16 protein-coding genes are annotated in these 16453 nt (G+C 71.6%); 10 read left to right on the forward strand and 6 right to left on the reverse strand.

Annotation, left to right across the window (positions count from 1 at the left end; all coding sequences use genetic code 11):
- The first annotated feature begins 192 nt into the window (after positions 1-192).
- From ABD333_RS19120 to ABD333_RS19130, 3 genes are all read left to right on the forward strand, one after another.
- Entirely contained in the window at positions 193-1488 is a 1296-nt protein-coding gene (locus ABD333_RS19120) for a glycosyltransferase family 4 protein (RefSeq protein WP_344542699.1), read from the forward strand.
- A 79-nt stretch (positions 1489-1567) separates the two neighbouring features.
- Complete coding sequence (locus tag ABD333_RS19125) at positions 1568-2326, forward strand: class I SAM-dependent methyltransferase (RefSeq protein ID WP_344543725.1); 759 nt, start codon at positions 1568-1570, stop codon at positions 2324-2326.
- Positions 2316-3455, forward strand: a complete 1140-nt coding sequence (locus tag ABD333_RS19130; protein WP_344542700.1) for a prenyltransferase/squalene oxidase repeat-containing protein — start codon at positions 2316-2318, stop codon at positions 3453-3455. The genes ABD333_RS19125 and ABD333_RS19130 overlap by 11 nt, the downstream gene beginning before the upstream one ends.
- A gap of 96 nt (positions 3456-3551) precedes the next feature.
- Here ABD333_RS19130 and ABD333_RS19135 read toward each other — a convergent pair whose 3' ends face one another.
- Entirely contained in the window at positions 3552-4271 is a 720-nt protein-coding gene (locus ABD333_RS19135; RefSeq protein WP_410556203.1) for a class I SAM-dependent methyltransferase, read from the reverse strand.
- 154 nt (positions 4272-4425) lie between these two features.
- On the opposite strand from ABD333_RS19135, the gene ABD333_RS19140 reads away from it, so the two are divergent.
- From ABD333_RS19140 to ABD333_RS19160, 5 genes are all read left to right on the forward strand, one after another.
- A complete protein-coding gene (locus tag ABD333_RS19140; RefSeq protein ID WP_344542701.1) occupies positions 4426-4896 on the forward strand; it encodes a pyridoxamine 5'-phosphate oxidase family protein in 471 nt (156 codons plus the stop codon).
- 15 nt (positions 4897-4911) lie between these two features.
- Positions 4912-5106 (forward strand): ferredoxin, encoded by a 195-nt coding sequence (locus ABD333_RS19145; protein WP_344542702.1) that lies wholly within the window; start codon positions 4912-4914, stop codon positions 5104-5106.
- Positions 5107-5208: 102 nt separating this feature from the next.
- Positions 5209-6294: a Zn-dependent alcohol dehydrogenase gene (locus ABD333_RS19150; RefSeq protein WP_344542704.1), complete on the forward strand. Its 1086-nt coding sequence runs from the start codon at positions 5209-5211 to the stop codon at positions 6292-6294.
- Between the two features lie 87 nt (positions 6295-6381).
- Positions 6382-8202, forward strand: coding sequence for an endonuclease/exonuclease/phosphatase (locus ABD333_RS19155; RefSeq protein WP_344542706.1), 1821 nt, complete (start codon positions 6382-6384; stop codon positions 8200-8202).
- A 126-nt stretch (positions 8203-8328) separates the two neighbouring features.
- Positions 8329-8517: a hypothetical protein gene (locus tag ABD333_RS19160; protein WP_344542707.1), complete on the forward strand. Its 189-nt coding sequence runs from the start codon at positions 8329-8331 to the stop codon at positions 8515-8517.
- Between the two features lie 248 nt (positions 8518-8765).
- On the opposite strand, the gene ABD333_RS19165 is transcribed toward ABD333_RS19160, so the two are convergent.
- Together ABD333_RS19165 and ABD333_RS19170 are read right to left on the reverse strand one after the other, a co-directional pair.
- Positions 8766-10541 (reverse strand): hypothetical protein, encoded by a 1776-nt coding sequence (locus tag ABD333_RS19165; protein WP_344542708.1) that lies wholly within the window; start codon positions 10539-10541, stop codon positions 8766-8768.
- Between the two features lie 1063 nt (positions 10542-11604).
- Positions 11605-12165 carry a DUF1707 SHOCT-like domain-containing protein gene (locus tag ABD333_RS19170; RefSeq protein WP_344542709.1) on the reverse strand — a complete coding sequence of 187 codons (561 nt, stop codon included), beginning with the start codon at positions 12163-12165 and terminating at the stop codon, positions 11605-11607.
- A 185-nt stretch (positions 12166-12350) separates the two neighbouring features.
- Between ABD333_RS19170 and ABD333_RS19175 the strand changes: the two genes are divergently transcribed.
- Positions 12351-12938 (forward strand): Uma2 family endonuclease, encoded by a 588-nt coding sequence (locus tag ABD333_RS19175; RefSeq protein WP_344542710.1) that lies wholly within the window; start codon positions 12351-12353, stop codon positions 12936-12938.
- Here the strand turns inward: ABD333_RS19175 and ABD333_RS19180 are convergent.
- Positions 12839-13390 carry a hypothetical protein gene (locus tag ABD333_RS19180; protein ID WP_344542712.1) on the reverse strand — a complete coding sequence of 184 codons (552 nt, stop codon included), beginning with the start codon at positions 13388-13390 and terminating at the stop codon, positions 12839-12841. The two genes, ABD333_RS19175 and ABD333_RS19180, sit on opposite strands and share 100 nt — an antisense overlap.
- A gap of 137 nt (positions 13391-13527) precedes the next feature.
- On the opposite strand from ABD333_RS19180, the gene ABD333_RS19185 reads away from it, so the two are divergent.
- Complete coding sequence (locus tag ABD333_RS19185) at positions 13528-14202, forward strand: cupin domain-containing protein (RefSeq protein WP_344542713.1); 675 nt, start codon at positions 13528-13530, stop codon at positions 14200-14202.
- Between the two features lie 10 nt (positions 14203-14212).
- Here the strand turns inward: ABD333_RS19185 and ABD333_RS19190 are convergent, their stop codons facing one another.
- Both ABD333_RS19190 and ABD333_RS19195 read right to left on the reverse strand, forming a co-directional pair.
- Positions 14213-15235, reverse strand: a complete 1023-nt coding sequence (locus tag ABD333_RS19190) for a sugar phosphate isomerase/epimerase family protein (protein ID WP_344542715.1) — start codon at positions 15233-15235, stop codon at positions 14213-14215.
- Positions 15232-16446, reverse strand: a complete 1215-nt coding sequence (locus ABD333_RS19195) for a Gfo/Idh/MocA family protein (protein ID WP_344542717.1) — start codon at positions 16444-16446, stop codon at positions 15232-15234. Before ABD333_RS19195 ends, ABD333_RS19190 begins: the two co-directional genes overlap by 4 nt.
- Between the last annotated feature and the right edge of the window lie 7 nt (positions 16447-16453).

Consider the following 16453-nt stretch of genomic DNA (forward strand, 5'->3'; position numbering starts at 1 on the left):
TGAAAGGCTGTCCGCCGGACCCCGCGGCCTGACTTCGGTCATACCGCGGCCAAGGGGGACCCAAGCGGCAAGGGCGGCCATGTCCACATTCAAACCGTCCGGTAACATCCGGGCTGGAGTCCCAAACGGCACGCACGAGATGCAGGTTGGCCCCGGAGGTCACACCAGGCACCGGTCCCGAAGAGGTGGTTCGTGAGCAGGTCCGAGGACGACGCACACCGTGATCGCTTGCGGATCGCCCTGCTCTCCTACCGGAGCAAGCCGCACTGCGGCGGCCAGGGGGTCTACCTGCGGCATCTGAGCCGCGAGCTGGCCGACCTCGGGCACGCGGTCGAGGTGCTCTCCGGTCAGCCCTATCCGGAGCTGGACCGCGACGAGATCGCCCTCACCAAGATCCCGAGCCTGGACCTGTACCGCGACGAGGACCCGTTCCGGACCCCCGCGCTGCGCGAGTTCCGCGACTGGATCGACGTGCTGGAGTTCGCCCACATGAAGACCGGCGGCTTCCCCGAGCCGCTGACGTTCTCCATCCGGGTGCTGCGCGAGCTCAGGAGCCGGCGCCGCGACTTCGACGTGGTGCACGACAACCAGGTGCTCGGCCTCGGCAACCTCGGCATCGGCCGCCTCGGCCTGCCGCTGGTGACCAGCATCCACCACCCCATCAGCGTCGACCGGCGGATCGAGCTGGAGGCGGCCGAGAGCCTCAAGCAGCGCCTCGGCAAGCGCCGCTGGTACGGCTTCGTGGCCATGCAGTCCCAGGTCGCGCGGCGGATCGGCCCGGTGCTCACGGTCTCCTCGTCCTCCAAGGTCGACATCGTCAAGGACTTCAAGGTCGACCCGCGCGACATCGAGATCCTGCCGCTCGGCGTCGACACCCAGATCTTCCATCCGCGCGGCCCGCAGACCGGGCGCGTGCCCGGCCGGATCGTCGCGATGGCCAGCGCCGACGCGCCCATCAAGGGCGTGGACGTGCTGCTGCGCGCCGTCGCCAAGGTCGCCACCGAACGCGACGTCCACGTGATCGTGGTGAGCCGTCCCCAGAAGGACGGGCCCACCGCGCGCCTCATCCGCGAGCTGGCCCTCGGCGAGCGGGTGCGTTTCGTCAGCGGCATCAGCGACGACGAGCTGGGCGAGCTCATGGCCTCCGCCGAGATCGCCGTCGTGCCGTCCCGCTACGAGGGCTTCTCGCTGCCGGCCGTCGAGCACATGGCCTCCGGCACGCCGCTGGTCGCCAGCCGCGCGGGCGCGCTGCCCGAGGTGGTCGGCGACGCGGCGGTGCTCGTCGAACCCGGCGACGTCGAAGAGCTGGCCGCCACGCTGCGCCGCCTGCACGACTCCCCCGAGGAGCGGGCACGGGTCGGCGCGGCCGGGCTGGCCAGGGTGCAGGAACGGTACGCCTGGCGTGCCGTCGCACAGGCCACGGTGGAGCACTACCGTGCCGCGATCGCCCAGCAGGAGTACCTGCGGGCCGCGAGGCCGAGACGCTAGGTCGGGGCTGGTCGATCGCCAACACAGAGCACTGCGGAGGAGTCCGGCGCGACGCCTCCCGTACGGAAGGAGCACGACCCTGCTGACCGTGGATTTCCAGCGGTTCCGCGTCACCCCCGGAGAGCGCGTCCTCGACATGGGGTGCGGCGCCGGACGGCATGCCTTCGAGCTGTACCGGCGGGGTGCGAACGTCGTGGCCTTCGACCTGGACGCCGACGAGCTGGCCGGCGTGGAGAAGATGTTCGGGGCCATGCGCCTGGAGGGCGAGGTCCCCGAGGCCGCGTCCGCCGAGACGGTGCGGGGCGACGCGCTGGCGCTGCCGTTCCCCGACGACCACTTCGACAAGATCATCGCGTCGGAGGTGCTGGAGCACATCCCCGACGACATGCGGGCCATGACCGAGCTGCTGCGGGTGCTCAGGCCCGGCGGGCGACTGGCCGTGACCGTGCCGTCCTGGCTGCCCGAACGGGTCTGCTGGGCGCTGTCGGAGGACTACCACACCGCCCCCGGCGGCCACGTGCGCATCTACACGCGCGCCGAGCTGGAGGCCAAGCTCAAGGCCACCGGCTTCCGCGTGAACGGCCACCACCACGCGCACGGGCTGCACGCCCCGTACTGGTGGATCAAGTGCGCGGTCGGCGTGGACAACGACGACCACCCGCTCGCCAAGGCCTACCACCAGGTGCTCGTCTGGGACATCATGAAGCGCCCGCTGGCCACCCGCCTCGCCGAGCGCGTGATGAACCCGCTCATCGGCAAGAGCGTGGTCGTCTACTTCACCAAGCCCGCCACCCCCGGCAAGCCGGTCGGCGAGCGGGAGACCGCCGATGCCGTCTGACGGCCAGGTACGTTCCCGGCCGCCGGCGGTCCCGGGCGTGGTGAGCTCCGACGACGTCCTCGCCACGGCGCGGAGCATCGTGGCCCAGCAGGAGGAGTCGGGGGCCATCCCCTGGTTCGCGCCCGTCGACGGGGTACCCGGCCACGTCGACGCCTGGAACCACGTCGAGGCCGCCATGGCGCTCACCATCGCGGGGCTCACCGGCCCGGCACGGCGGGCGTACGAGTGGCTGCGCTCCGTCCAGCGCCCGGACGGGTCCTGGCCTGCCAAGTGGATTCTCGGCGAGGTGACCGAGCCCGGCGGCGAGTCCAACCACGCCGCGTACATCGCGGTGGGCGTCTGGCACGAGCTGCTGATGACCGACGACGAGGCGTTCGCCCGCGCGATGTGGCCGACCGTCCGCCGCGCCGTCGACTACGTGCTCACCCTGCAGACCCGGCGCGGCGAGATCCTCTGGATCCGGCACGAGAACGGGGAGAACGCCGACCACGCGCTGCTCACCGGCTGCTCGTCCATCTACCAGGCGCTGCGCTGCGCCGTCGCGCTGGCCGAGCACCTGGGCGAGCCGCAGCCCGACTGGGAGCTGGCCGCCGACCAGCTGGGCCACGTGGTGGCCGCGCACCCGGAGGCCTTCGCCGACAAGAGCCGCTGGTCGATGGACTGGTACTACCCGGTCCTCGCCGGGCCGGTCCGCGGCGAGGCCGCCGCGCGCCGCCTGGCCGCCGGATGGGACACGTTCGTGGTGGAGGGCCTCGGCTGCCGCTGCGTCAGCGACCAGCCCTGGGTCACCGCCGCCGAAAGCTGCGAGCTGGTGATGGCCCTGGACGCCGCCGGTGAGCGTGACCGCGCGCTGGAGCTGTTCCGCACGATCCAGCACCTGCGCCACGACGACGGCTCGTACTGGACGGGCTGGCAGTTCGAGAACGAGCGGCACTTCCCGGGCGACCGCTCCACCTACACCGCCGCGGCCGTCGTCCTGGCCGCCGACGCGCTGGAGGGCACCTCCGCCGGCGCGCACCTCTTCAAGGAGATCGCCGGGCGCCCGCTGGGCCCCTCCGCGGCGGCCGACCCGGTCGCCTGCGGCTGCGCGCTCCTCCCCATCGCCAACCCCGTGCGCACCCGCCTCTGAACCCGCACCGAGCGAACCCGCACCGCGAACCCGCACCGAGCAACGGCGCTCGGCGCGGTACGTCGGTACGTCGGTCGGTCGGTACGCCGGTCCCCGTCAGGCTCGGGTCAGCGGATCATTGTCGTTGACACGTTCCAGCACTCGCAGCGAGCCTTCCACGCGGCGTTCCTCGAACGCGCCGCTCGCCAGCGCCCGCAGGTAGAGGTGGTAGGGCGCCTGGCCGCCGTCGGCCGGGTCGGGGAAGACGTCGTGGATCACCAGCGCGCCGCCGGCCGCCACCCAGGGCGTCCAGCCCTCGTAGTCGGCCTGGGCGTGCTGCTCGGCGTGGCCGCCGTCGATGAACAGCAGGCTGAGGGGCGTCCGCCAGAAGCGCGCCACGGTCCGCGACTGGCCGACGATGGCGACGACGACGTCCTCCAGGTCCGCGGCGCCGATGTTCTTGCGGAACGTCGGGAGCGTGTCCATGCGGCCCGTGCAGGGGTCGACGAGGGACGGATCGTGGTGCTCCCAGCCCGCCTGGTTCTCCTCGGAGCCGTGGTGGTGGTCGACGGTGACGACGGTCGCCCCGACCTGCCGGGCCGCGGCGCCGAGATAGATCGCCGACTTGCCGCAGTAGCTGCCGACCTCCAGGAGCGGGCCGGTCTCACCCAGCCGCGCGCCGTACTCCACGGCCGTCTCGAACAGGGCCTGCCCTTCCGCCGGCGGCATGAAGCCCTTGGCGGACTTCGCGGACCGCACCAGGTCGGCGGGCATGGTCACAGTGTCCACCGTGGGAGCGGTCGTCCCCACGGGGGTGGACGCCATGGTCTCGGTCATTGATCGCCTCCGCCGCGCACTTTATCCGCACTTGTCTTAACTGCTCGCGTCCCCCCTGGAGTTTCCGCGCACGCTCACCTTCTCGCGCCATCTTGATCACTCCGCTGCGAGGCAAGCCTTGCCGGAGCATAGTGGAACGTGTTCTACTTTTTCGATGAGCGAGCGTAGGCGGATCGCGCTGACGCAGGACGAGGTGACCTCCCTGGTCGGCACCCAGCCCAAGCTGCAGCTGGGAACGATCAACCCGGACGGCACTCCCCACCTGGTGACCATGTTCCATGCCGTCGTCGACGGCAAGATCGCGTTCTGGACGTACCGGGCCTCCCAGAAGGCGCGCAACATCGCCCGGGATCCACGGGTGACCTGCCTCATCGAGGCGGGCGACGACTACTTCGAGCTGAGCGGCGCGCTGATTTACGGCAGGGCCGAGGTAGTGACCGAGCCGAACCGTGTTCGGTATGTTGGCACCGAGGTGGTCCGGCGCATGATGGACCCCGCCGGCTCCGGAGACGGGGCCGAAGCGATCGCGCCGTTCGTGGAGGCGACCGCGGCGAAGCGCCATGCCTACCTTGTAGAACCTGTTCGCGTCGCGTCGTGGGACCACCGGAAGCTCGCCGGTAACTGAACGGAGACAACGACGATGCCGAGAGTCCAAGTCGATCCGCTCGTGTGCGAGGCCAACGCGGTCTGCGTGGGGCTGGCGCCCGAGGTCTTCGACCTCAACGACGACGACGAGCTCACCATTCTCCTTCCCGAGCCTCCGGCGGACCGGCTCGACCGGGTGCGGCACGCGGTGCGCTCCTGCCCCAAGGCCGCGCTCACGCTGGACGAATAGCGGACGACCCGCCGGGCCGCCCGTCCTCACGCACCACCCATCCCACCCTTCGGGACGCCGCGCAGCCAGTGCCGGCGTCCACTCCTCGATGTGGAGGCAGCCATGGCACGAGCCGCGGTCCTGCATGCGGTCGGCGACAAGGAACTCGACCTGCGCGACGACGTCACCACCGTCGACACGGGTCCCGACCAGGTCAAGGTGAAGATCAAGGCGACCGGGGTCTGCCATTCCGACCTGTCGGTCATGACCGGGGTCCTGCCGATGCCGATCCCGGTGGTGATCGGCCACGAGGGCGCCGGCGTCGTGACCGAGGTCGGCGACCATGTCACCAACGTCGCGCCGGGCGACCACGTGGTGATCAACTGGAGTCCCGACTGCGGCTCGTGCCCGGAGTGCCTGCGCGGCGAGCCGTTCCTCTGCATGACGTTCATCGGCGCGACGTTCACCGAGCCGCGGTTCCAGAACGAGGCGGGGCCGGTCTTCGGCATGGCGGGCTGCGGCACGTGGGCCGAGGAGGTCGTCGTGCCGTTCCAGGGGGTCGTCAAGGTCGCCGAGGACGTGCCGTTCGAGTACGCGGCGCTGCTCGGCTGCGGCATCCCGACCGGCGTCGGCGCCGTCATCAACACCGCGCGCGTCCGGCCGGGCTCCAGGGTCGCCGTCGTGGGCGCCGGCGGGGTCGGCCTGTCGGTCATCCAGGGCGCCAAGATCGCCGGAGCGGCCACCATCCTGGCGATCGACCCGAACGAGGCCAAGCACCCGATCGCCAAGCAGTTCGGCGCCACGCACACCGCGACGCTGGAGAACCTCGACGAGACCAAGGGGCTGCTCACCGCGGGGCAGGGATTCGACTACGTCTTCGAGGTGGTCGGCAAGTCGGCGGCGATCCAGACTGCCTGGGCGGCGACCCGGCGCGGCGGCGACGTCATCGTGGTCGGCGCGGGCGCGGCCGACGACAACTGGCAGCAGAGCGCGTTCTCGCTGCTGTTCGAGGGCAAGAGCCTCAGGGCGTCGCTGTACGGCGGCTGCGATCTCAAGCGCGACATCCCCCTCTTCGTCGATCTCTGGCGTGCCGGCAAGCTCGACATCGACAGCCTCATCACGCGGCGCATCCGTTTCGAGGACCTCAACGACGCGGTGCAGGCGCTCAACAACGGCGACGTGATCCGCCAGGTCGTGCTCTTCGACTGAGCCCCGCGGTCCCGGCGTTCCGTCCCACGGCCGAAATCGGCCGGATAGGGGGCGCCGGGACATCGTCCGGCATGGCATCCTGCTGCGGTGTTCAATGGGACTCTGACGTTCCGGGCGTTCACGACCGGAATGGTGCTCGCGTTGCCCCTCACCGTCCTGCCCGCGCACACGGCCGCGGCAGCGGGCCAGCGCATCCGGGACGTCCAGGGCGCCGGTCACGAGTCCCCGCTCACGGGACGGACGGTGTCCGGGGTCGCGGGGGTCGTGACCGCCGTGACCGGCAACGGTTTCTGGATGCAGGACCCGCGTCCCGACGGCAAGGACGAGACGTCGGAGGGCGTCTTCGTCTTCACCCGCACCCATCCCACCACCGTGGCCGGCGACTCCGTCCGGGTCGACGGCAAGGTCAGCGAATACCGTCCGGGCGGCTCGTCCTCGGCCAACCTCAGCCGCACCGAGATCGACGCCACGCGGACCACGGTGGACGCCCACGGCGCCGCGCTGCCCGAGCCGGTACGGCTCGGGCCGAAGGGACGCCGGGCGCCCGCCGCCATCACCGGCGCCACCGGCACGTTCGATCCCCGCCGCGACGCGCTCGACTTCTACGAGTCGCTCGAAGGCATGCGCGTACGCGTCGAGGACGCCGTCGCGGTCGGCCCGTCCGGCGACGGAGAGCTGCCCGTGCTGCCCGGCGGCGGCGCGGGCGCGGGCACGCGCGCCGAACGCGGCGGCATCGTGCTGAGGGCCGGCGACGCCAATCCCGAACGAGTGATCCTCGGCGACGCGCTCGCCGCCCTCCCCGCCCTGAACGTCGGCGACCGGCTGCCCGGCGCGAACGACGGCGTGCTCGACTACGGCCACGGCGACTTCAAGCTGCTGCTCACCGCGGCCCCGCGGGCCGAGAGCGGCGGCCTCACGCGCGAGACCACGCGCCCGGCGCGTTCCGCCGAGCTGTCGGTCGCGACCGCGTCCATGGAAGGCCTCAGCCCCGACACCCCGCCGGCCCGGGTCGCGGCGCTGGCGGCCGACATCGTGGACGGGCTCCAGTCCCCCGACCTCGTCACCGTGTCCGGCGTCCAGGACAACAGCGGCACCAAGGACGACGGCACGGTGGTCGCCGACCAGACCCTCGCCGAGCTCATCACGGCGATCAGCGCCGCGGGCGGCCCCGCCTACGACTGGCGGGCGATCTCACCGCGCGACAACGCCGACGGCGGCGAGGCCGGCGGCAACAACCGCGTCGTGTTCCTGTTCCGCGCCGACCGCGGGCTGACGTTCGTCGACCGGCCCGCGCTCGACGGCACCGACACCGGCGACGGCTCGGACGTCGCCACCCGGGTGATCGGCGAGAACGGCCGGGTGCGGCTGTCGCACAGCCCGGGCCGGATCGCACCGTCCGACGCGGCGTGGAGCGGCACGCGCAAGCCGCTCGCCGCCGAGGTGACCTGGCAGGGCAGGCGCCTCATCGTCGTCGCCAACCACTGGTCTCCCCGGTTCAGCGACGACCAGCCGCTGTTCGGCCGCCGGCAACCGCCACTGCGGCCGAGCGAATGGCGGCGCGAGGCGCAGGCGCGCGTCGTGGCGGGCTTCGTCAAGTCGGTGCGGGCCGTCGACAAGAACGCCGGAGTCATCGTCGCGGGCAACCTCAACGAACGCGACTTCGCCGCCCCACCCAAGATCCTCGCCCGGGACGCCGAGCTGACCGACCTGCCCGCGACGCTGCCGCAGCCCGAGCGCTACACCGCGATCGTCGGAGGCAACGCGCAGGCGCTCGACCACATCATGCTGAGCCCGTCACTCCGGCGCGCCAAGCACGAGTTCGACATCGTGCACCGGGCCGCGGAGTTCGCCGACCGCGCGGGCGACCACGACCCCACCGTCGTACGGCTCGAACTGCCCGCCCGTTAGACGCCCCGGCATTTGGGCGGGACCCATAGATCGACACGGAACCGCACCGAAAGCCGCCGCTGTTTCCTTCCGCCCGCCCCGGGCACCGCTCTGGCGTCAGTCAGCACCTTGGAAGGAGACGCCCTCATGGCGTACCGATATCGCGGCCGGGGCATCGGCCTGGTCGGCCTCATCTACATCATCATCGGCATCTTCGTCGCCTGGGACCGCGACTACATCTACCCCGACCTTCTGCGGCGCGTGCTCAGCGCGTTGCTCGCCATATTCCTCTGGTTCCTCATCCTGCTGGGAGTCGACCTGCACATCCGCACGTGAGCGGAACCTCGCGTCGCGGCCATAGTCCGGACGCCGACCCGGAGGTACGTTCCGTCCATGGCACAAGGTGGATGCAGTTGTGGACACGGCGGCGGTTGCTCATGCCCGAAAGGCTGCTCCTGCGGCTGCAACGGCTGACGGCTACCGCCCGGTGAAGGCGTCCGGGTAGACCAAGAGCCCGGGGTGACCCGGGCCAAACCAGTCGTCCCGCACATGGCGCCCACCCGTGCGCGGGACGACACCCACGATCACGGGGCCGTCGTCCGCCACAGCGTCGGCGACCCGCCACGATGATCGGCTGTGACGCCGACCGCGACGAGCTCCGGCCCCAGCGCGGTCATCCCGGTGAGCCGCTGGTCGCCGGGCCCGTCCAGACCCGTGCCCCGGGCCGGCGTGCGCTGCCAGGCGGCCCCGTCCGCCGAGGTCCACAAGACGACGTCCTGACGGCTCGGCGCCCCGGCGACACCCGCCAGCACGAAGCCGTTCGCCGTGGCGGTCAGCGCCGTGAGCGTCGTGGCCCCCGCGGGCACCGCCGTCCGCCACGTACGCCCACCGTCCGCCGAGACGCCGACGAAGCCCTGCCCGGCCGGGTCGGCCCCCATCGCGACGAGCCGTTCACCTCGGACGGCCACCTGCGTCAGCACACCCCCGGTCAGGCCGGACGGCAACGAGAGCCCCGGAACGGCGGCCCATTTCAACCCGTTCGACGACGTCCAGACGACCGGCTGGGCGGTGCCGCCCCGCGCGTCCTGACGGCCGCCGACCGCCACGTAACCCGTGGACGTGGCGACCACGTCCCGCATCCACGTACGCCCGTCCAGGTAGGTGGACCGCGTCCAGATCTTGAGATCGTTCGACCGCCAGGCCGCCGCGGCACCCGACGCCACCCCGACCACCACGTACCCGTGCGCGCCCGAGGTGACGGCGCCGAACGCCCCGTCGCCGGTGACCGTGACCGGCGCCCAGGTCCGGCCGTCCGCCGAGGCCACCGCCATGGCCCTGTCCCGATCGGTCCGGCCGACCGCGACCCAGCCCTTGGGCCCGAACGCGACGTCGGTCAACCGCCCCTTGCCGAACCCCGACCGCGTCCACCCGGCACCTGACCACACCGCGGCCTCAAGGTTGGAGCTGCCGACTGCCACCAACCCGCCGCCCGCCGCGATGGCGGCCACCGACCGTTCCGGCCGCATGACCCCCGGCACCGTGGTCAGGTCGACGGCCCGCCCGGACACCGCCAGGTAAGGATCGTCGCCCCGCCGCCCGACGGCCACGGGACCACCCTCACCCACCGACACCCCGTTCACGTTCCCCTGCACACTTCCCGCAGGCTGCCACGTCCTCCCGTCGCCGCTCCGGAACAACCGCCCACCGGCGAGCGCGGTCAACCCCGCCCCCGACCCCCCAAGCCGGTCAACACGACCGTTGACCCGCCCATAAGGAGCCCACGCCGACCCGTCCGCCGACCCGAAGACCACACCGAAGTGCTCGGTCTTGCGCTTCTTGATGACACGCTTGCCGCCGCGATAGACGAAGAACCCACCCGGCCCCGCGACGAGCCCCTTCGCCGGCCCGTAGGAGCCCTGCCCCTGCCGGATGTTGACCGGCGCCCACAGACGACCGCCGTCCACCGACCGCCAGAACCCCAGCCCCCGCACGGTCGTGGTGACCTTCCGCTTCTTCTGTTTCCTGGTGACCTTCCGGCTGAACGTGCCATGCGCGACGATCACGTTCCCCACCGCGGCCACCTGGTCGAACGCGGTCGCCCCCGGCACGTTCAACCGGTCGTTGCGCTGCCAGGCCCGCCCGTCCACCGAGGTCCAGACGACCGCGCGCCCGTTCCCCCGGCCCACCGCCACGAACCCCGAAGCCGTCCTCGCAAGCCCGTCGACCTGGTCCTTCCCCCCGATCGGCCCCCCGGCCTGCCGCGTCCACGTCTGCGCGTCCGCGCTCGTCCACACGACGCCCTGCCCGAGGGCGACCCAGGCACCCTGCCCACCCGCGACCAACCGCGGCCGGTCACCCAACGTGGGCTCGCCCCCAACCTGAGCAAGCCGCCACGTACGCCCCGCATCGCCGGACACAACGAACTCAGCCCGCGCGGCGCCCTTCTCCCCCTCCGTACCGACCACCACAACGGTCGCCCCCGCCGAAGCGACAGCGGCGAAATCCTGCACCACCCCATCCGGCTTAGCCGGATCGGCAGCGAAGAACCGGTCAGCCAGCACTGCCCCCGGCACCGCAGAGGCACGCCCTTCTTCCTCACCCCCGGTCAGCGCGTAACCCGCCCCACCCACAACCACCACAACCGCAGCCGCCACCGCCACCCCCCGCAAAGGCAGCCGCCGCCCACCCCCCAAAACCGACCCGGAACCAGCAGCACCAGAGTTCCCCCCGGCAACAGACCCACGTGTGACGGCAGGCTCGGACGCGGCAGCAGACCCGACCACCCCAGAGCCCGCCCCGGCAGGCTTCGCCGTGGCACCAGCCCCCTGCACAGCAGCGGCAGGCTCGGACGCGGCAGAGCCCGGACCGGCAGTAGGCCCTGGCACGGCAACAGACCCCGGCGTGACGGCAGGCCTGGACGCGGCGGCGGGCTCGGGCGCGGCAGAGCTCGGCCCGGCAGCAGTCCCTGGCGTGGCAACAGGCCTTGGCGTTGTGGCAGGCCTTGGCGTTGTGGCAGGCCTTGGCGTGGTGGCAGTCTCTGGCGCGGTGGCAGTTTCTGGCGCGGCGGCTGATCCACGGGTGGCGGCAGGACGTGCGGCGGTGAGGTTTACGGGGTTTGGCGTGGCGGTGGGTTTGCGGGGGCGGGTTCGTTTGGGTTTGCGGGGGCTGGTGGGGCCGGAGTCGCCGGACCACGTCAGGGCGGCCGTGCGCCAGGCTTCGTACGCCTGTTGCCAGGGTGAGCCGTCGCCCGTGGCCCGCTGGGGGTCGGTCGTCAGCCGCCGCCGGATCTCCCGGGAGCCTTGCGGGCCCGAAAGGTCGCTCGCAGTCACTCGCGCTCCTCTTGTGATGACTCACATCGGACCGCGCCGCATCCGGCTTCGGTCCGATCACAGCCGATCAGGCTGCGGGAGCGTTCATATCACTTCATGCGTAGCGATGGCGGTGGACATGGTCTTTTGCCGTGATGTGTCCTTTGTAGGCGAGTCCTCGGACGTGGACGACGGGGGCGGTGGGCGAGGCCGTGTCGTGGAGTTCGGCCGAGAGGCCGATGCCGGAGATCTCCACGCGGGCGCCGGGCGGGACGATGATCTCGATGGTGGACTTGTAGGCGACCACGCGGAGGATCGTGATGGCGGGTAGCTCCGCGTCCCGAAGGTCGAGGAGGCAGCCGCCCTTGTAGGCGACGGCCGTGTACTGGTGGGGGACGCGCCAGCGTCCGGCGCGTCTGAGGCTGCTCTTGTAGGCCAGCTGGAAGCGTCCGCCGACGTCGGCGCGCGGTGCGGTGTCGTCCGCGGGGACCGGCCAGGTGGGCAGGTCGGCCGCCAGCCGGTCGAGCTCGCCGTGCGTGCGCGCCGACAGGACCAGGTCGATGCGTTCGTCCAGCTCCACCTCGGTGAGCCTGCCCTCGGCGTACGCGGTGTGCAGCCGGACGAGTACGTCGTCCCTGTCCCGGTCCGAGGCGCGCAGGGCGGGGTCGAGACCCATACGTCCCTCCTTCGTCCGCCTTCGAGCCTGCACCCTGCCACGGTGGGAAGGTCAAGGCGTGAACGAGATGTATCTTAACCTGCGCCTTCTTCGCGTTTCGAGAAAAGGACACATTCCGGCCACGCCGCCGACTCGCCATTCGCACCTACCGCCCTGACCAGGTCTTTTCCACTAGATTCGACCTCGTGACCAGCACCGTCGGCCACCCGCACGGCCCGTACACGCTCTATGACCTGGACGCCATGCCGGAGGACGGCAGGCGCTACGAGCTCGCCGACGGCTGGCTCACCGAGCTGCCCGGCGACCTCTGGCACGACCACGCCGCCGAGCGGCTCAAGGAGATCCTCAAGGAGGCCGCCCGGCACGCGGACGCCGACATGCACGTCGCGGGCCTTCCGCAGGACGTCACCACCCCCGCCGGAGTCCGTAAGCCGGATGTCTTCGTGGTCAGCCGGGACGTGGCCCGGACCGCGCTGGAAAGCCGTACCCGCCGTACCTACTACGGGCCCGACCTGCTGCTCGTCGGAGAGATCGTCTCGCCCCGCACGGGCAGCGAGGTGAACGACCGGGTGATCAAGGTGAACGAGTACGCGGCGATCGGCATCCCGCACTACTGGCTCGTCGATCTGGAGCCCCGGCCCAAGCTGACGGTGCTGAAGCTCACCGAGTCGGGTTATCGCATGGTCCGGAAGGTGAAGGCGGGCGAGTCGTTCTCCACGGACGAGCCGTTCCCGGTGGGCTTCGACCCGGCCAGGCTCTCTGAGATGGAGTGACCTCCGCGCGTACGGCGCAGCAGGTAGTGAACGGTCACGATCGCCAGCAGTGGCCCCCAGGCGAGGAAGGGCAGGTAGCACAGGGTCATCGTTATGCCTTGCGGCGCGTCGGCCCAGCCCAGTGCCCCCACGGCCCCGGCGAACGTGACCGCGACGGCGCCGAGCGACGCGACACTGACCGCGAACAACGTCGGCACGTTGCGCCCGCCCGCGAACGGGATCCAGCGCGGGAACACCTCGCCCCACGGCCGCACTAGGCCGAGCGTCAAGAACGCGAGCAACTCGACGACGAGGCTGAGCACGAGAACGTACGGCGTCAGCATCCATGAGGGGCCGTCCGTGAAGCCCATGGCGCTCTGCCACAGCACCGTCGGCAGAACGGTCAGCGGTACGAGGCGGGCGGCGAGGTCGGCCCAGCGGGGAACGTCCTCCATGGTGCTCTTTCTGCTCACACCCGCCATCGTCGCCTCGGATTCCGTGCCGCCGCTTCCCGCGCGGGTAGTCTCCGGCTCCCCCAAACGGGTGAGGCCGCGCAAAATCGTGCTTGTCGTTGAGGCGGACCGCGATCCTGATCAATAGGCTCGGTTCCGTGCTGCTCCTGACACCGCTGGAAGCCTGGCAAGCCGACGACGATCCCCGCTTCGTCCTGGACGAGGCGGGTGCCGTCTGGGCGCCTGACGATGCCCAGGCCGCGCTGGCCGTCGCCGACGACGTCTTCACCCAAGGCCAGATCGTCGCGGTCGCCATGGACTCTCCGCCGCGCGGCACGGTCGACCGCACGGCCGCGTCCGGCGTCCGCTACCTCCGCCGGGCGCCTGACGGCCGCCACACGGCTCTGCTCGAACGTCCGGCGACCGCCGAGGCCCTCGATCTCCTTCCCCATCCCGAGGGCGGCTGGTTCCGCGAGACCTGGAAGACGGCGCCGCGCTTCACCCCGGACGGCTATCCGGGCGAACGCGCCAGCGCCACCGGCATCTACTTCCTCCTCCCGCCCGGTGAGGAGTCCATGTGGCACGCCGTACGGTCGGACGAGGTCTGGCTGTGGCATCGCGGCGGCCCGCTCACGCTCCTGCTGGGCGGCGACGGCGAACGTCCCGCCGAGGAGACGGCCGTCACCCTCGGCGCCGACCTGGAAACCGGCGAAGTGCCGCAGGCCGTCGTGCCCGCCGGGTTCTGGCAGGCCGCGCGACCCGCGGGCGCCGAAGAGGTCCTGGTGAGCTGTGTCGTCTCGCCCGGCTTCGACTTCGCCGACTTCCGCGTCTAGCCCGGCCGCGCTAGTCGCCGCCGAAGGCCGCGTCGAACGATGTGGCCGGAGGGGTGATGGCGTTGAGGGCGCGCACATAGGCCAGGGCCTCGGGTGCGCCCTGGAGCCGGTCCATGCCGGCGTCCTCCCACTCGATGGAGATCGGGCCGTCGTAACCGATGGCGTTGAGCGCGCGGAAGCAGTCCTCCCAGGGGACGTCGCCGCGCCCCGTCGAGACGAAGTCCCACGCGCGGCGCAGGTCGGCCCACGGCAGGTGCGAGGAGAGACGGCCGCGCCGCCCGTCGCGGGCGCGGACCTTGGTGTCCTTGCAGTCCACGTGGTAGATCCGGTCGCTGAAGTCGGACAGGAAGTTCACCGGGTCGATGTCCTGCCACACCATGTGGGAGGGGTCCCAGTTGAGGCCGAACGCGGGCCGGTGCCCGATCGCCTCCAGCGTGCGGACCGTCGTGTGGTGGTCGTAGGCGATCTCGCTGGGGTGCACCTCGTGGGCGAAGCGCACGCCTTCCGCGTCGAAGACGTCGAGGATCGGGTTCCACCGCTGCGCGAAGTCCTCGTACCCGCGTTCGACCATGCCCGGCGTGACCGGCGGGAACATCGCCACCAGATGCCAGATCGACGAGCCGGTGAAGCCGACGACCGTGCGCACCCCGAGCCGCGCGGCGGCCTTCGCCGTGTTCTTCATCTCCTCCGCGGCCCGCCGGCGGACGCCCTCGGCCTCCCCGTCCCCCCAGACGCGGGCGGGCAGGATCGCCTGGTGCCGTTCGTCGATGGGATGGTCGCAGACCGCCTGGCCGACGAGGTGATTGGAGATCGCCCAGACGTTCAGGTCGTACTTGCGCAGCGTCTCCAGCTTGCGCGGGACGTACGAGTCGTCCGTCAGCGCCTTGTCGACCTCGAAGTGGTCGCCCCAGCAGGCGATCTCCAGCCCGTCGTACCCCCAGTGGCCGGCGAGACGGCAGACCTCCTCGAACGGCAGGTCCGCCCATTGGCCGGTGAAGAGGGTGACCGGCCGTGTCTTCGTTCGTTCGGTCATCCTGCGCTCCGTTCCACACTGCTGCTTACGTGCTCGCCGCCACCTACGTGCTCGCCGCCACCTACGTGCTCGCTGCCACCTACGGATGTCCAGCCGCTGCCGCGCTCGGCGCTCTCCTGCACCGCCGCCAGTACGCGCTGCACCTGGAGCCCGTCGGCGAACGAGGGGCGCGGGTCGGTGCCCTCGCCGATCGCGGCCAGCAGGTCCGCGATCTGATGGGTGAAGGTGTGCTCGTAGCCGAGCACATGCCCGGGCGGCCACCAGGCCCCGGCGTACGGGTGCTCCGGCTCGGTGACCAGGATCCGCCGGAAGCCCGCGGTCTCCGCGTCCTCGCCGCCGTCGTGGAACCAGAGCTCGTTCATCGACTCCAGGTCGAAGGCCAGGCTGCCCGACGTGCCGTTGACCTCGATGCGCAGCGAGTTCTTGCGCCCGGCGGCGACGCGCGTCGCCTCGAACGACGCGGTGGCGCCACGGCTCGTCCGCCCGATGAACAGCGCCGCGTCGTCCACCGTCACCCGGCCGCGGCCCGCGCCGTCCGGGCGGGGACGCTCGGCGACGAAGGTCTCGGTCAGCGCCGACACCCCGGCCAGCGTGTCACCGGCGATGAACTGGGCGGTGTCGATGATGTGCGCGCCGATGTCGCCGAGCGCGCCCGACCCGGCCCGGTCGCGGTCCATGCGCCACGTCCACGGCGCGTCCGGATCGGTGAGCCAGTCCTGCAGGTACTGGGCCCGGACGTGGCGCACCGCGCCGATCCGGCCGTCGGTCACCAGCTTGTGCGCGAGCGTGACGGCGGGTACGCGCCGGTAGTTGAACCCGACCATCGACCGCACGCCGCGCGCCTGCGCCCGCGCTGCCGCCGCCGCCATGGCCTCCGCCTCGGCGACGGTGTTGGCGAGCGGCTTCTCGCACAGCACGTGCTTGCCCGCGTCCAGCGCCGCGATCGCGATCTCGGCGTGGCCGTCGCCCGGCGTGCAGATGTCGATCAGGCCGATGTCGTCGCGGCGCAGCAGTCGCTTCCAGTCCGTCTCGGCCGACGCCCAGCCGAGCTCCGCCGCCGCGGCGCGCACGTTCTCCTCCGTACGGCCCGCCAGCGCGACCATCTCGGGCCGCACCGGCGGATCGAAGAACGGCCCGACGCTGCGCCACGCCTGGGAGTGTGCGCGTCCCATGAACGCGTACCCCACCATCCCGACCCCGACCGTGGTCATTCGTCTC

It is taken from the genome of Actinomadura fulvescens, assembly GCF_039533225.1.
Taxonomy (GTDB): domain Bacteria; phylum Actinomycetota; class Actinomycetes; order Streptosporangiales; family Streptosporangiaceae; genus Spirillospora; species Spirillospora fulvescens.

Coding starts and splice junctions, on each gene's coding strand:
- ABD333_RS19130 (WP_344542700.1), top strand. CDS start 2,316: ATGCCGTCTGACGGCCAGGTACGTTCCCGGCCGCCGGCGGTCCCGGGC.
- ABD333_RS19140 (WP_344542701.1), top strand. CDS start 4,426: ATGAGCGAGCGTAGGCGGATCGCGCTGACGCAGGACGAGGTGACCTCC.
- ABD333_RS19170 (WP_344542709.1), bottom strand. CDS start 12,165: ATGGGTCTCGACCCCGCCCTGCGCGCCTCGGACCGGGACAGGGACGAC.
- ABD333_RS19135 (WP_410556203.1), bottom strand. CDS start 4,271: ATGACCGAGACCATGGCGTCCACCCCCGTGGGGACGACCGCTCCCACG.
- ABD333_RS19160 (WP_344542707.1), top strand. CDS start 8,329: ATGGCGTACCGATATCGCGGCCGGGGCATCGGCCTGGTCGGCCTCATC.
- ABD333_RS19195 (WP_344542717.1), bottom strand. CDS start 16,446: ATGACCACGGTCGGGGTCGGGATGGTGGGGTACGCGTTCATGGGACGC.
- ABD333_RS19190 (WP_344542715.1), bottom strand. CDS start 15,235: ATGACCGAACGAACGAAGACACGGCCGGTCACCCTCTTCACCGGCCAA.
- ABD333_RS19145 (WP_344542702.1), top strand. CDS start 4,912: ATGCCGAGAGTCCAAGTCGATCCGCTCGTGTGCGAGGCCAACGCGGTC.
- ABD333_RS19150 (WP_344542704.1), top strand. CDS start 5,209: ATGGCACGAGCCGCGGTCCTGCATGCGGTCGGCGACAAGGAACTCGAC.